Raw genomic sequence first — 13,383 nt, 5'->3', positions numbered from 1 at the left:
GGCAATAAAAAACCTCTGAATATTCAGAGGTTCGTTCTATGAGTTTTTTAAGATTTGAAGCATTCTGCCGACTTCAATATCCATTCTCGAAAAGGCAAACCATTTTTTACCCAGGTCTTTCAGTGATGCCCCAATATGGTAAAGTTCTGTATCGTCAATTATCATAAATCGGTCGTGAGCATCGGAAAAGACCTCAACTTCAATATTCGGATATTGGCTGTTGTACCGTTGTACATCCAGCCGTAGCTGATTGCTGATGTTTTTGATATAGATTGTTGCGGTTACATTATTATTCCGTTTACTCAATAAGATCAATACCGTGTCATCCACATAATTATCCAACAAGATAATGGAGCTTTTGGCACTTCGGATAATATCGGAAACAAAGGCATAGGCATCAAAAACCTGCCCGTTGTAGAAAATACCTTTTTCACTGTGGAGCTTATCGCTTTCCATAGCCTTAAAAATCTCTTCAAATTTTTGGTCAGCTTCTAATTGTTTCAATTCAATGTTATCTAAACGATGAAACAAAGAGGCATTACTGGTAAGCATTCTACGCATTTCTACAAAGACTTCCATAATTTCAACACTGACTTTAACCGCTATATCTGAACGGAGTATGGCAGAAGCCATTGCAACCCCTTGTTCGGTAAAAACATAGGGCAGATAACGTCTTCCGCCGTAGCTCAAACTTGAGGTTCCAATTTGGAACCTCAAGTTTTCAACTTCCTCTTCGGTCAGTTGAAAGCAGAAAGAAGCAGGAAACCTGTCTATATTCCTTTTTACGGCTTTGTTAAGGTTCTTTGTTTCCACCTGGTATAAGGAAGCGAGGGAGCTATCCAGCATCACTTGCTTTCCACGTATGGTATATATCAGGTTCTTGATTTCCATCTGGCTAATGGTAGGCTTATTTTCCATTACTTTTTGTAGCTTTTATTTTTAACAAACTCAAAAGAGGTTGTACAATCCTCTTTCAATACGATATACGCATCGAATTTCTTTCCTGCCTTGCTTTTCATTCCTTTGATAAGTGTAGTTTTCCTTTTATTGACAAGGCTTTCAATATCAGCTATGCCTATTTGTATGCCACACACGTTGCGGAACTGAACCCAATTACAAGCCTCATCAGGACACTTCACAATTTTATCACGGATAATGAGTTGCTGGCTTTTACATTTCGGGCAAATGAGTTGTGGTAGGTTATTTTGAGCAATGGAAGTTTGCAGCAATTCATCGGTAATAGACGAAGCATAAGTTTCCATTTCTTTTTGAAATGCCCCTGCATCCGTTTCGTGGTTTTCTATTTTCTGCAATGCGAGTTCCCATTCGGCTGTCATTGCCACGTCCGCAATTTTCCGTTCTTTAACCAATTCATATACTTGCAATCCTTTTTCGGTTGGGATTAAGGATTTCTTTTCCCGTTGGATATAATTGCGGGTAAACAAGGTTTCAATTATTGCGGCTCTTGTAGCCGGAGTGCCAATACCTATATTTTGCAGGGCTTTCCGTTCGTCTTCGTTTTCAATTTCCTTGCCTGCACTTTCCATAGCCGACAAAAGCCCTGCTTCGGTATATAATACAGGTGGTTTCGTTTTCTTTTCCAAAACGGTTGCTTCCTTGATTTTGAGTTCATCGCCTTTTTTCAGTTCGGGCAAATCCTGTACAGGTTCGGTATCATCATCGGAGAAACTGCCTTTGATAGAACGCCAACCTACTTCTATAACCTTACAACCCTTTGCCGTAAAATCATAATGCAATGCCTGTAAACTTACATCGGTTATCTCTTTGATGCAGGCTTGTGAAAGGACTTCGAGCAATCGAAAGGCAATCATATCATAAACGGAATTTTCCTTTGCGTTCAGAGCTGATGGGATTTTATCAGTAATCAATAATCCGTGGTGGTCGGTAACACGCAAATCGTTTACAATACGTTTATTAAAACGTCCCCATTTCATTTTTGATACAGCTTGCTTACAAGTTTCTCTGTCCTGCAAAGCTCTTACAAGGTTGGGTACTTCAGCCCAAACATCTTCGGGAATATATTTGCTTCCGGTACGTGGGTATGTGATAAACTTCTTTTCGTAGAGGCTTTGCGCAATATTCAGCGTTTCTTCAGCCGAAAGGTTCAATTTTTTATTGGCTTCCTTTTGCAATCCGGTAAGATCGAACAATAAAGGTGGTTGCTCTGTAACACTTTTGGTTTCTACGGATGTAACCGTTGCTATTTCGTTTCGCTGAATGGCTTTCAGCGTATCATCGGCAAGTTTTTGGTCTTCCCATTTGGTTTTGGAAATGCTTTTAAAATCTATCAATTCTTTGTTGTGCGATAACTGTATCTGCCAATATTGCTGCACCGAGAAATTTTTGTTTTCTAAATACCTTTTGCATATCAAAGCCAGCGTAGGCGTTTGTACTCTTCCGAGCGAATAAATGCCATTTCCTGCGGCTATGCTCAATGCTTGTGTAGCATTGATGCCCACAAGCCAATCGGCACGGCTTCTGCCTTGTGCCGCCTGATACAATCCGTCAAATGCTGCCCCGTCTTTTAGATTGTCAAAGCCTTGCTTGATGGCTTTTTCGGTAAGCGAACTAATCCAAAGGCGTTCAAAGGGCTTCTTGCATTTGAGGTATTCGTAGATATAGCGAAATATCAATTCGCCCTCACGTCCTGCATCGGTAGCAACAATGATACTGCTGCTACGGTTAAAAAGCTGTTCGATGACTTTCAGTTGCTTCAATGCTCCTGTATCGGCAGTATAGCCTTTGTCTTTTTTGACCTTTCGGACGGTCAGCAAAAATGGGTTTGGGAGTATTGGCAATGATGCTTTATCAAATCCCGATATTCCGTAATCTTCGGGCATTCCCAATCCTATTAAATGACCGAATGCCCACGTAACAAAATAGCCGTTACCTGTCAGGTAGCCGTCCTTTTTATCGGATGCTCCCACAAGTCCGGCTATTTCTCTTGCTACGCTTGGTTTTTCTGCAATGATTGTTTTCATACTTGATTACCTTTTTACGCCTTTGGATTTTGCAGGAGCTTTCGGCTTTTCCTGTTGTTCCTGCTGTTGTTTGTTTTTCGGTCTTTGCTGTCCCGACTTCAAAGGCTCATTGATGTTTTTAGTTGCTTCGTTGGTCTTGCCCTCCGAATTGACGGCAGTTTGCGTTTTATGGGCTTCGGTGGGTTTTACCCTTTCTTTATATTGATTAGGAAACTCAAAGTCTGTTTTTCCGGTATCTTTGTTGAAAGTGATATAGCCATCGTACGTTTGTCCTTTCTTATCAACCAGCCCTGCCATATAAACGGTTTGTCCGGCTTTGAAATCCTTATGCTGCTCATCGGTCAGTTCTTTACCTCTGAATGTTTTTGGAGCTTCCTGCGGCTGGTTTTGCTGATTGTTTTGTTGATTGTTTTGGGTTTGACCGTTGTTTTGGATTTGCCTGTTGGAGTTATTGCGGTCAAAAAGGAACTCTACATAACGCTTATCAGCATTGAGCTGTACCGTTGCCGAGAACTCCGTTCCTTTCGTGGAAATCATAGCGTCTAACTTTAGCGGTTTACCCTCCATTAGAGTTTGCTTCTGCTCATCATTCAGCTTTACGCCTTTAATTTCATAGGGAATTTTTATGAAATCCGTCCGTAAGGCTATCACATCATTGGTTAGCCTATCTATGCTGATAATGGACGGCATCAGTTCGCCAGTTTTAGAATTGATCAGGTTAACCACACGCCCCATATTACCCGTTTCGAGCAGGTTCTTTTTGTCTTCATCGGTAAACTTGTGTCCGAAAAACTCAAAATGTAGGTTGGGTTCTTTTTTGATACCGTGTATTGCTACGATAACATTTCCATCTTCGGCTTGCTGTAAAGACAATCGGGCATCTGTACGAAGAACAGAACCTCCGAAATTAACGCCTATCGGCAAAAGTTCATTGGTTTTATAACCTCGTAACAAAGGGTCAAGCAGGTTTCTTTTTTCAAGGTATTCCTTGCTTAATCCGAGGTTTTTCATTGTGTCCCAATCAATCTGCTCCGGTTTGTAGCGGTACTCGCTGGCTTCCGGTGTTGTTTGTGTTGTTGCCATATTTTTTTGATTTTCTTGTTTCTTATCCTGTTGCGGTTCTGTTTTTACTTCGTGTTCTTTCATCACTTTTTCACCTTCGGGAGTAGGCTTATCTACCTGCTTTTGCATTTCCTGTGCTTTTTCAATTGCAATAGGTGCAGGCACTTTGAAGAATGAAAAATTGGTAGGGTTCTTTAACTGGCTGAAAAAATTAGAGAAGAAGTTGGAAAAGAAATCGCCGCTTTTATCCACCCGCATAAACTGGTTTTGGTTTTTCTTGGTGGGGTCAACGGTTTCCATTTTCCCATTCTCGTCAATACTCTTTACGGCTTGGATTTTCATTTTTTCTTTATCCAGCACCAATAATATGTCCGATAACTGTTCGGGCATTTCCTGTTTCTTTGTGGTTTCTTCGCTCATATTCTGAAAATTTTAAAAGTTCACTGCCGAATGTAAAATAAGCGTTGGCGGTATTGCTCAATTTGGCACTCAAAGGCAGTCTTTGGCGTTCATTGGCGTTCATTTTGAGGGCGGGTTAAAGCTCTCTCTAATGAACTGATGTACATCAGATAGCTTGTAATACAATTTCCCGCTTATGGTATAATACGGTAACTTCCCGATGGAGCGATACCGTTGCAGGGAACGGTTACTGATTTTTAGCATTTGTAGTAAATCCTGGTTATCCAGCAATTCCTCGCCATCTATGCTATTGCGTTTCTTTTGCAACTCATTTATATTGTCGCCCAGCATATCAAGACGACCCATCAGGCGTTCCATCCACGCTAAAAATTCCATTCTGTCAATATTCATAGGGATATACTTTTAGGGGGTCATACCTATTTTTTATCTGTCTTTAGCTTTCTGCCTTTTTCGATATAGCTTTTCCCTTTTGCCATAAGCTCCTGCACAAACTCATCACTGCTCTGTATCGCATTGGCATTGAGCATATCCTTAATTGCTCCTATGGTGTAGAAATATTGACCGTAGATTTTTGAATAAGCAATCTCGCCTTTGGTGCGCATACGCCATAAGGTCTTTTCGCTGATGTGCAGGTATTGGCATACCTCGTGGTTATTGAGCCACAGGTCATCATAGTTGGTGTCGTCCAATCTTTTCAGGTAATCGGCAATGGCATTAATACGGCTGTTTAGCTGTTGCCACGCTTCTTCTTCAATGGTTATTATTTTCATTGCACAGCTTTTTAAAGTTCACTATGCAAAATTGTTAAAGGTGGCAGTGTTTGTCTGCCAAGCCTTGCCAATTGGTTTGGCGGTTTTTTGAAAATTTTTACAATTAGGGAAAATCGCTGTTTAATAAGGGTTTGGAGGCATTGGGGATATTTTGTAATGCAGTTTTGCCAACATTTGCCAATTGGCAGATATGGGCAAAGAAAAAGCAGTACATTTTGTGTACTGCTCTGAACATACCGTTTTAACTTAGCTAAAGGTCTTTATCCATATATTCTTCGAGTGATATTTTGAGATGGTCTAAAAATGCCGTCCGGGAACCTGCCCTTGTTTTCATTCGGTGGAAAGAGTGATGTATATCGTTTAAGGGAGTTCGGAATAGGACTTGAAAAATCAAAGCTAATTTTCGGATGCCTATTTTTCCGTGTGCAATGGAATTTGAAGCATAAAGTGCATATATCAGTTCGATAAGAGCATTTTGAGAATTTGTCCACGAAATATCTTTGTGTGTATCTCCGTTTATTAAAACGGTATCTGGATTTTTTTCGGGATTTATTTTGGTAAGCAAAAAAGTATAAAGTAATTCATTCGCTATAATATGGGCTATTTTGTTATCATAATATGTAGAAAAACTAAGGTCAATTTCAAATACGCCACTCTTTAATCCATCGTGGTAATTGACTTTTCCGAGCCTGAAATAACTATGGTCACGGTCTATCCTGCCAGTCCGATAATACCTGTAAAAATCCTCATTGCAAATACTTTCTTTGTATTCTGATTTGAGGGTTTTTAATAGGTTCTCAAAATAGCTTTGATGTATTTTGCCATTGCTAACGGGGCAGGTAGTTTCGATACGGAAGACTTTGTTATAGTAAATGAGCTTTCCTAAGATTTGTGGTTTGATGTTCTTGAAAAAGTCAATTTCTTGCTGCTCATTTGTAAATCCATCCTGTAAAACTTTTGCTTTTATGTTACACAGCATTTCATTTAGAAACAAGGTCATTTGGTAAGCCTCTTCCGTTGTTTGCATCATTTGGGAAGAAAGTTTATCTTCTTGATGTCTGATTTGCGTTAATAATTTACTCAACACGATTTCCATAGCATAGTCTTTTAGAGGTTCTCACTATTTGTTTCGGAGTTGCAACTGTTGTTGATATGCCAAAATTTGGGAATAATATTGAAACCAATATCACAGGCTCCCCACAGTGTGGGTTTTTTTTTCAAAGATTTTTCTATTCGCACGAATGATAAAAGGGTAAAGCACCAATGTACTTTACCCTTTTATTTTTTATATTTGCAGTATTGATTTACAAGGTAATCGAATGAAAGCAAGTGCAGTAAGCACCATTACTAAATCGTTACCGATAGAGTTTCCCTCTCTTGTAAACTACTATTTATTAGCCACTTTGGGCTATATTAATCTTTTTATTAAAAAATAATAAAGCTATTCAATTGATTGTATATCTTCTTCTGATAATTGGTAAATCGTTATTTTAATAGTTGTTTCCCTCCTGAGGGATAGCAGCGAAAAGCGAACAGCCTCCGGAGCGACAGCACTAGAGCGGGCACTTGAAGGAGATAGCATAACCCCGGCGGTAACAAAAGTGATTTTAAAAACCGAAATTCTTTCCGCCGGGGCAAGCCTTAATTTTTGTTATTTTATTTTTTTAATGATGCCATATCGATTACAAAACGATACTTTACATCGCTTTTCAGCATTCTTTCGTAAGCGTTGTTAATATCTTGCATATTAATCATTTCCACATCGGCAACAATATTGTGTTCGCCACAGAAATCGAGCATTTCCTGCGTTTCGGCAATACCGCCAATTACAGAGCCTGCAACGGCTTTACGACCTAAAACCAAAGGTACCGTATTAAGTGTTGGCGAAAGTTCGCCTAAGAAACCAACCAAAACCAATGTGCTATTGGTTTTTAGCGTGCTTACATAGGGGTTAACATCGTGGTTGTAAGGAACGGTATCAATAATCAGGTCGAATGAATTACTTACACTTTTCATTTGTGCTTCATCAGTTGAAATCACCACGTTTGATGCCCCTAACTTTTTAGCATCTTCAATCTTATCAGCTGAGCGCGAGAACAAGGTTACTTCTGCTCCTAAAGCTTTAGCTAGTTTAATGGCCATATGTCCTAAACCACCCAAACCTACAACAGCTACTTTATCTCCTGCTTTCACATTCCAATGCTTAAGTGGCGACCAAGTGGTAATACCGGCACATAAAAGCGGGGCAACAGCCGTTGAATCGAGGTTAGCCGGAACTTTTAAAACAAAAGTTTCTTTTACAACTACTTTCTCAGAATATCCACCATAGGTTACGCCACCTAAGTGGATATCTTTGCCGTTATAAGTACCTGTAAATCCGTCTTTGTGATATTGCTCATCGCGACAAGTTGGGCAACCATCCACAAGGCAACCAACACCAGCTAAATCGCCTACCTTAAATTTGGTAACATTGCTTCCTAAGGCTGTAACTTTCCCTACAATCTCATGTCCCGGAACAGATGGGTAAACAGTTCCGCCCCAATCGTTGCGCGCCGTGTGTAAATCGGAATGGCAAACGCCACAATATAAAATATCAATCTCCACATCATCTGGCAATAATTGACGACGATTAATAGTTAACAATGCTAAGTCTGCATCGGCCGCTTGGGTTCCGAATGCTTTTACTTTAAAACTTTCCATTTAATTTAATTTTTTCTAGTTATTTTTTTTTTAGGATTACAAACCTGTAGTTTTTTCAATAGCTTCTGTATAACGACTGCCTGCAACCTGTAAATTATTGGCTTCTGATGTGATGTTAGCAATTTCCTGTGCTGAAAGCTCCACGTAAACAGCAGCAATATTTTCTTCCAAACGATGCAACTTGGTGGTTCCAGGAATTGGGGCAATCCATGGCTTTTGTGTCAATAACCAAGCCAATGCAATTTGTGCAGGTGTAGCATCTTTTTGAGCAGCAAAGTCTTTCAATAGATTAACGAATGCTAAATTTTGTTCTCTCGCTTCCAAAGCAAAGCGTGGTGAGTTTTGGCGGAAATCATTGCTTGCTATTTCTGTATTCGCATCAAAAGCACCCGTTAAAAATCCTTTACCCAGTGGACTGTACGGAACTAAACCAATAGTCAATTCTTCTAACAAAGGAATAATTTCATCTTCCGGTTTACGAAACCACAATGAGTATTCATTTTGTAAGGCCGATACCGGTTGTACTGCGTGTGCTTTACGGATAGTTGCTGCTCCGGCTTCTGACAAACCGAAATATTTTACCTTCCCTTCAGCAATTAAATCTTTTACGGTTCCTGCTACGTCTTCAATGGGTACATTTGGATCCACACGGTGTTGATAAAGCAAATCGATATAATCGGTACCTAATCGTTGCAAACTGCCTTCCACTGCTTTTCTAATTTGTTCAGGACGGCTGTTGGTTCCAGACATTTTCCCTTCTACAATATTGAAACCAAATTTGGTTGCAATCACCACATCTTTACGAAATGGTTTTAATGCCTCGCCTACAAATTCTTCGTTCGTATAAGGGCCGTAAACTTCGGCTGTATCGAAAAATGTTACACCTTTTTCTACGGCTGCATGTAAGAGTTTTTTAGATTCTTCTTTGCTGATGCTATGGCTGTAAGAGAAATTTAAACCCATACAACCGAAACCCAAGGCCGAAACTTCCAAGCCTTGATTTCCTAATTTTCTTTTTTGCATAGTATCTATATTTAGAATTTGAGAGAGTCTTTATAGAATTTCATTCTGCAAATTTCCTTAACAAAAAGTAAGGTGTTGTTATACGGATTACGGTTTGACTTACCAGTTTTACGGATTCGTTATAAAACGAAAAAGTTGAATACTTTGTTTCAAAAGAAGAAACCGATTATTTTAATGCCTTTGCCTGTTTTGCTTTGCTAAAAATCTCTAGCATTGATTGCATATCTTCTTGTTTCATATCAACCAATTTTAGGTTTTTAACCATTTTTAAAGTTGAATTTTTATACTTTAAAAAATGGGGTGTTTTCACATGTTTCTGATACGCATTTTGATTTGCGTAAATTTCAATAATTCGTACCTGATTCTGATTTTCTTTCTGATACATCGGAAAAATAGCAATTACACCAGATTCTACTGAAACTGAAGTTCCTGCTTCTTCCTTTAAAATTGCCTTGTATTCCTCTAAAAATTCAGGAATTATTTCTATTTCAGAAATCCTTACGATATAATCATCTTCTAAAACTTTTGATAATGGCTTTGTTATAATTTTTCTGATGGTATTTCCCTGATTGATACTGATATTTTGATCAATTAAATCTGCCAATTCAGAAAGCTGATTAACTGTAATTCCTGTATTTTTTCCAATTCCTATGTGTGATTGGAGTTGAGATTCAACTCCATTTAGAGAAGCCAGTGCCGAAATTGTAATCAACTCTCTTTGCTGAAACGTCAGTACATCGCTCACAAAAATATCAGCAAATAAATGTTCCTTCAAAAAAACATCAATTCTCGGAGCAAATTCTCCAAAACCTTTTGCTGGTTTTGATTGTGGTATTCCAGTTAGTATTTCCAATGTTTTTCTGCCTTGCTCATACTTATCATCTACTGTATTTTCAACAATAATCTTCTTGCCTTCAGCATCTTTAATTCCTTTTGATTTTCTTTCATCCAAAACAACTTTGAAGGTGTTTATGGCATTCAAACTTCTTGGAAAACCACAATAAGCGTATAATTGAACCAAAGCTTCTTTAATTTCGTTGATGGTCAAACCAGAATCTAAACCTTTATTCAACTGAGCTTTAAGATTTTCAACATCTCCAATCGCGGTTAATGATGAGATACTAATCAGACTCTCTTCTTTGGGATTCAAACTTTTATTTTTCGAATTTTGTTGGGCATTCATTTTTGTAAAACTTAATATTAGAACAAAAAGTACCATCCATTGAAAAACCTTGTATTTGCTCATCGCTGAAATTATTTTTTATTGGCCTCTGCATATTCTTTATCTGAAACTGCTTCCAACCAAGTATTTTGATTATTTTGAGGATTGCCATTTGTGGCTAAATGAGAAAACCAGTTTGTTGCTGTAGCACCGTGCCAATGTTCTACATTCGGAGCAATTTCTACAACATCGCCCACTTTCAAATGACGTGCAGACTTTCCTCTTTCTTGATATAAACCTTCGCCACCAACCACAATTAGTAATTGACCGCCTGTATGACTATGCCAATTATTTCGACAGCCGGGCTCAAAAGTTACGTTAGCAAGTGGAACATTTAAATCTTTATTGTTTGTCAAGGGTGCCAAATAAGATTTGCCCGTAAAATATTGAGCAAAACCTGTGTTTTCTTCGCCTGTCGGAAAATCACTTATTTTTAGAATATCTGTTTTCATTTTATATTGTTTTTTTGTCTTTTGTGCCATAGCAAATGGCCCGAGTAGTAATAAAATTAGGCATACTAAATATTTCATTTTTAATCCTTCTTTAATTTCTAACAAATTTCCGTTCATTCGGTTAGATTTTCATTATACGGATTACGGTTTGACTTACCAGTTTTACGGATTGAATAAAAAAAGCAGGAATAATATCCTGCTTGTCCAATTTTAGTTCGAAATTTTTAATGAATCAAATCTGTTGTTACGAAAGCAATCCTGTCGCCTTTAAAGATAAAATCGAAACTTTGCGATGACGTTCCAACCTTTTGATTGAAATAATTTTCTGTAGCTTTTCCTAATCCTGAAGATGCGCCGGTGATGAAAATTGCTTTTTCATGGTGAATTTTGTTTAAATTTTACACTACAAATGCCTGCAATAGCGTATCGGGATATGTTGCCAAAATGAGTTTGTTTGTATCCGAAATGACGCTGCATTATTCTGCGTAAGGGATAGTAGCGACATCCTTTTGCGCAATAAAATGGAGCAAAAGATACAGCGGATAGCCCGACCTGCCTGCATTTTTGCCTTGCTGATAGTTTCTTTCGTAGTCAAAAACTTGAGGCAAAATTGCAAAGGGATACGCCCAAATAGTATCTCAAATTTAGAAGAAACATCTTCTTAGCCTGAATTCGATACTTAAAACAAAAAAAAGAAATCGTTAATGAGTAAACAATTTTCATGATAGAATGCATATCTTTTTCACCTTATATGCATAACTGAATCATTAAGCTTATACGAATTACGGATTTACATACCATAATTACTGAATGAATACGCAAAATTTAGCCGATTTTATTTTAAATGGTAAATTTGATTATCAAGAGCACAAAAAATGGAAATAACCAGGGTAAATAGCATTGCTGAATATTGCAAAATACGTGGAATAGAACCCCTACATCCTTTAATTACGGTTTTAGATTACAGTAATTTGAAGCCTATTGAATCTGGATCGTACTTGTTTGGTTTCTACAGTATATACCTCAAAGACACCAAATGTGGCGATTTGCGTTACGGTAAAGAAAGTTACGATTATCAAGAGGAAAGCTTGGTATGTATAGCTCCCAATCAAATATTATCAATTGAGCAATATACGCCTGCCGTCCAACCAAAAGGTAGAGTGTTGATTTTCCATCCCGATTTTCTAAACGGAACAATCCTTAGCGATATCCTTACCGATTACAGTTATTTCTCATACGCTTCGAACGAAGCCTTACATCTTTCAAAAAAGGAAAGAGAAATGGTTGTAAATATCTTAGATAACATGAACAATGAGTTGCAACAAAATTTAGATAAACATAGTAAAACCATTGTTTTATCGAGTTTACAATTACTTCTTAACTATGCTACTCGGTTTTACGATAGGCAATTTATTACGCGCGAACATGTAAATAAGGGTATTTTAGAAAGATTTGAAACGTTATTAAATAGATACATGAGTTCAGAAAATCCAAAAAAATTTGGTTTACCAACTGTTGCATTCTGCGCTAGTGAACTTAATTTATCGCCAAACTATTTTGGTGATCTTATTAAAAAAGAAATTGGAATATCTGCTTTAGATTTTATCCAAAGAAAGCTAATAGATATAGCTAAAGACCGTATTTTGGACCTCAATAAATCGATAAGTGAAGTTGGATATGAACTTGGCTTTAAATACCCTCAACATTTTACGCGCTTGTTCAAACAAAAAGTGGGAATGAGCCCCTTAGAGTATCGAATGAAATTGAATTAGCAAGGTACTGCAAATAGCGTTCTTGATACTCATTCTTGATTATTTAATTTCTTTTACAGCTGGTTGATTGGTACAATTGACAGCCATAATAGAAATGGTTTTTACTCTTTAAAGATAGGTTCGACAATCCCCTCTCTTCAGATACTCCTATTAAATCCTTTAATTTCAAAATCATTTTATTTTAAATCATTCGGGTATTTTTTCTATTTTCGAAGCTAAAAATAACGGTACTCAACATGGTAAGAAGGAAGGTATTAATAACCGGAGCAAGTAAAGGAATTGGCCTGGCCATCGCCAAAAAACTAAGTCCAACCTACGAACTCATTTTACACGCGAGTCGCGAAAGTAGTTTCACCGAAATCCCCAACAATAGCACCTTACTGTGTGCCGATTTTTCGAACGCTGATGAAGTTAGTACATTCTGCAAAGTTTTAAAAAAACAGCATGGCGAGGATTTATACGCGGTAATTAACAACGCCGGAGTAACTTTCGATAAATCGCTTATTTTTCAACCAGAGTCCGATATTGATCAGTTGCTCCAAATCAATTTGAAAACGCCAATTTTGATTTGCAAAACGGCAATGAAAATTTTCAACATCAAAAAAGAAGGTGTGATTATTAACATGAGTTCGTGTGTGGCCGACAGTGGCAATGCTTTTCAGGCTGTTTATGCCGCTACAAAGGCTGGATTAATTGCGTTATCTAAATCTATTGCAAAAGAAATTGGCGCCTTACATGAAGAACATAACATTCGTGTACTGAGTGTATCGCCGGGCTTTATTGCTTCGGATATGACGGACAAAATCCCCGACAGAGAAAAAGAAAATTATTTAAAAATGATTCCTTCCAAACGTTTTGGAAAAGTGGAAGATGTGGCCTCTATGGTTGCTTTCCTCTTATCAAGCGAAGCTGCTTACATCAACGGAACAAATATTCCGGTTAACGGAGGTATTATATAAT

At 37.9% G+C, this 13,383-nt stretch carries 12 protein-coding genes; 2 read left to right on the top strand and 10 right to left on the bottom strand.

All coding sequences use genetic code 11. From position 1 onward, the window contains the following. Positions 1 to 36: 36 nt before the first annotated feature. From ACJVDK_RS01580 to ACJVDK_RS01535, 10 genes are all read right to left on the bottom strand, one after another. Positions 37 to 918 (bottom strand): ORF6N domain-containing protein, encoded by an 882-nt coding sequence (locus ACJVDK_RS01580; RefSeq protein WP_443938568.1) that lies wholly within the window; start codon positions 916 to 918, stop codon positions 37 to 39. Next, positions 918 to 3,002 carry a type IA DNA topoisomerase gene (locus ACJVDK_RS01575; RefSeq protein ID WP_185265341.1) on the bottom strand — a complete coding sequence of 695 codons (2,085 nt, stop codon included), beginning with the start codon at positions 3,000 to 3,002 and terminating at the stop codon, positions 918 to 920. Before ACJVDK_RS01575 ends, ACJVDK_RS01580 begins: the two co-directional genes overlap by 1 nt. 6 nt (positions 3,003 to 3,008) lie before the next feature. Further along, positions 3,009 to 4,484: a DUF3945 domain-containing protein gene (locus tag ACJVDK_RS01570; RefSeq protein ID WP_443938567.1), complete on the bottom strand. Its 1,476-nt coding sequence runs from the start codon at positions 4,482 to 4,484 to the stop codon at positions 3,009 to 3,011. A gap of 99 nt (positions 4,485 to 4,583) precedes the next feature. Next, complete coding sequence (locus ACJVDK_RS01565; protein WP_034867813.1) at positions 4,584 to 4,874, bottom strand: helix-turn-helix domain-containing protein; 291 nt, start codon at positions 4,872 to 4,874, stop codon at positions 4,584 to 4,586. 26 nt (positions 4,875 to 4,900) lie between these two features. Beyond that, a complete protein-coding gene (locus ACJVDK_RS01560; RefSeq protein ID WP_034867814.1) occupies positions 4,901 to 5,254 on the bottom strand; it encodes a helix-turn-helix domain-containing protein in 354 nt (117 codons plus the stop codon). A 250-nt stretch (positions 5,255 to 5,504) separates the two neighbouring features. After that, complete coding sequence (locus ACJVDK_RS01555; protein WP_034870198.1) at positions 5,505 to 6,350, bottom strand: RteC domain-containing protein; 846 nt, start codon at positions 6,348 to 6,350, stop codon at positions 5,505 to 5,507. 560 nt (positions 6,351 to 6,910) lie between these two features. Next, positions 6,911 to 7,954, bottom strand: a complete 1,044-nt coding sequence (locus tag ACJVDK_RS01550) for an NAD(P)-dependent alcohol dehydrogenase (protein ID WP_443938566.1) — start codon at positions 7,952 to 7,954, stop codon at positions 6,911 to 6,913. Between the two features lie 36 nt (positions 7,955 to 7,990). Beyond that, positions 7,991 to 8,977, bottom strand: coding sequence for an aldo/keto reductase (locus ACJVDK_RS01545; RefSeq protein ID WP_443938565.1), 987 nt, complete (start codon positions 8,975 to 8,977; stop codon positions 7,991 to 7,993). 166 nt (positions 8,978 to 9,143) lie between these two features. Next, entirely contained in the window at positions 9,144 to 10,160 is a 1,017-nt protein-coding gene (locus ACJVDK_RS01540) for a carboxymuconolactone decarboxylase family protein (protein ID WP_443938564.1), read from the bottom strand. A 71-nt stretch (positions 10,161 to 10,231) separates the two neighbouring features. Further along, positions 10,232 to 10,756 carry a cupin domain-containing protein gene (locus ACJVDK_RS01535; RefSeq protein ID WP_443938563.1) on the bottom strand — a complete coding sequence of 175 codons (525 nt, stop codon included), beginning with the start codon at positions 10,754 to 10,756 and terminating at the stop codon, positions 10,232 to 10,234. Positions 10,757 to 11,526: 770 nt separating this feature from the next. Here ACJVDK_RS01535 and ACJVDK_RS01530 point away from each other — a divergent pair. Both ACJVDK_RS01530 and ACJVDK_RS01525 read left to right on the top strand, forming a co-directional pair. Beyond that, the gene (locus ACJVDK_RS01530) at positions 11,527 to 12,423 is read left to right on the top strand and encodes a helix-turn-helix domain-containing protein (protein WP_443938562.1); all 897 of its coding nucleotides are present in this window, start codon (positions 11,527 to 11,529) and stop codon (positions 12,421 to 12,423) included. 236 nt (positions 12,424 to 12,659) lie between these two features. Further along, positions 12,660 to 13,382, top strand: a complete 723-nt coding sequence (locus tag ACJVDK_RS01525; protein WP_443938561.1) for an SDR family oxidoreductase — start codon at positions 12,660 to 12,662, stop codon at positions 13,380 to 13,382. The last annotated feature ends 1 nt before the right edge of the window (position 13,383 follow it).

This window comes from Pedobacter paludisoli (assembly GCF_052344095.1).
Classification (GTDB): Bacteria; Bacteroidota; Bacteroidia; order Sphingobacteriales; family Sphingobacteriaceae; genus Pedobacter.
Note: the sequence above shows the minus strand (reverse complement) of the source record. Positions and strands in the feature narration are given on the sequence as shown.

Excerpts from the sequence above, each read along its gene's own strand:
- ACJVDK_RS01570 (WP_443938567.1), bottom strand. The coding sequence starts at position 4,484 with ATGAGCGAAGAAACCACAAAGAAACAGGAAATGCCCGAACAGTTATCG.
- ACJVDK_RS01540 (WP_443938564.1), bottom strand. The coding sequence starts at position 10,160 with ATGAATGCCCAACAAAATTCGAAAAATAAAAGTTTGAATCCCAAAGAA.
- ACJVDK_RS01575 (WP_185265341.1), bottom strand. The coding sequence starts at position 3,002 with ATGAAAACAATCATTGCAGAAAAACCAAGCGTAGCAAGAGAAATAGCC.
- ACJVDK_RS01525 (WP_443938561.1), top strand. The coding sequence starts at position 12,660 with ATGGTAAGAAGGAAGGTATTAATAACCGGAGCAAGTAAAGGAATTGGC.
- ACJVDK_RS01580 (WP_443938568.1), bottom strand. The coding sequence starts at position 918 with ATGGAAAATAAGCCTACCATTAGCCAGATGGAAATCAAGAACCTGATA.
- ACJVDK_RS01530 (WP_443938562.1), top strand. The coding sequence starts at position 11,527 with ATGGAAATAACCAGGGTAAATAGCATTGCTGAATATTGCAAAATACGT.
- ACJVDK_RS01560 (WP_034867814.1), bottom strand. The coding sequence starts at position 5,254 with ATGAAAATAATAACCATTGAAGAAGAAGCGTGGCAACAGCTAAACAGC.
- ACJVDK_RS01565 (WP_034867813.1), bottom strand. The coding sequence starts at position 4,874 with ATGAATATTGACAGAATGGAATTTTTAGCGTGGATGGAACGCCTGATG.
- ACJVDK_RS01545 (WP_443938565.1), bottom strand. The coding sequence starts at position 8,977 with ATGCAAAAAAGAAAATTAGGAAATCAAGGCTTGGAAGTTTCGGCCTTG.
- ACJVDK_RS01555 (WP_034870198.1), bottom strand. The coding sequence starts at position 6,350 with ATGGAAATCGTGTTGAGTAAATTATTAACGCAAATCAGACATCAAGAA.
- ACJVDK_RS01550 (WP_443938566.1), bottom strand. The coding sequence starts at position 7,954 with ATGGAAAGTTTTAAAGTAAAAGCATTCGGAACCCAAGCGGCCGATGCA.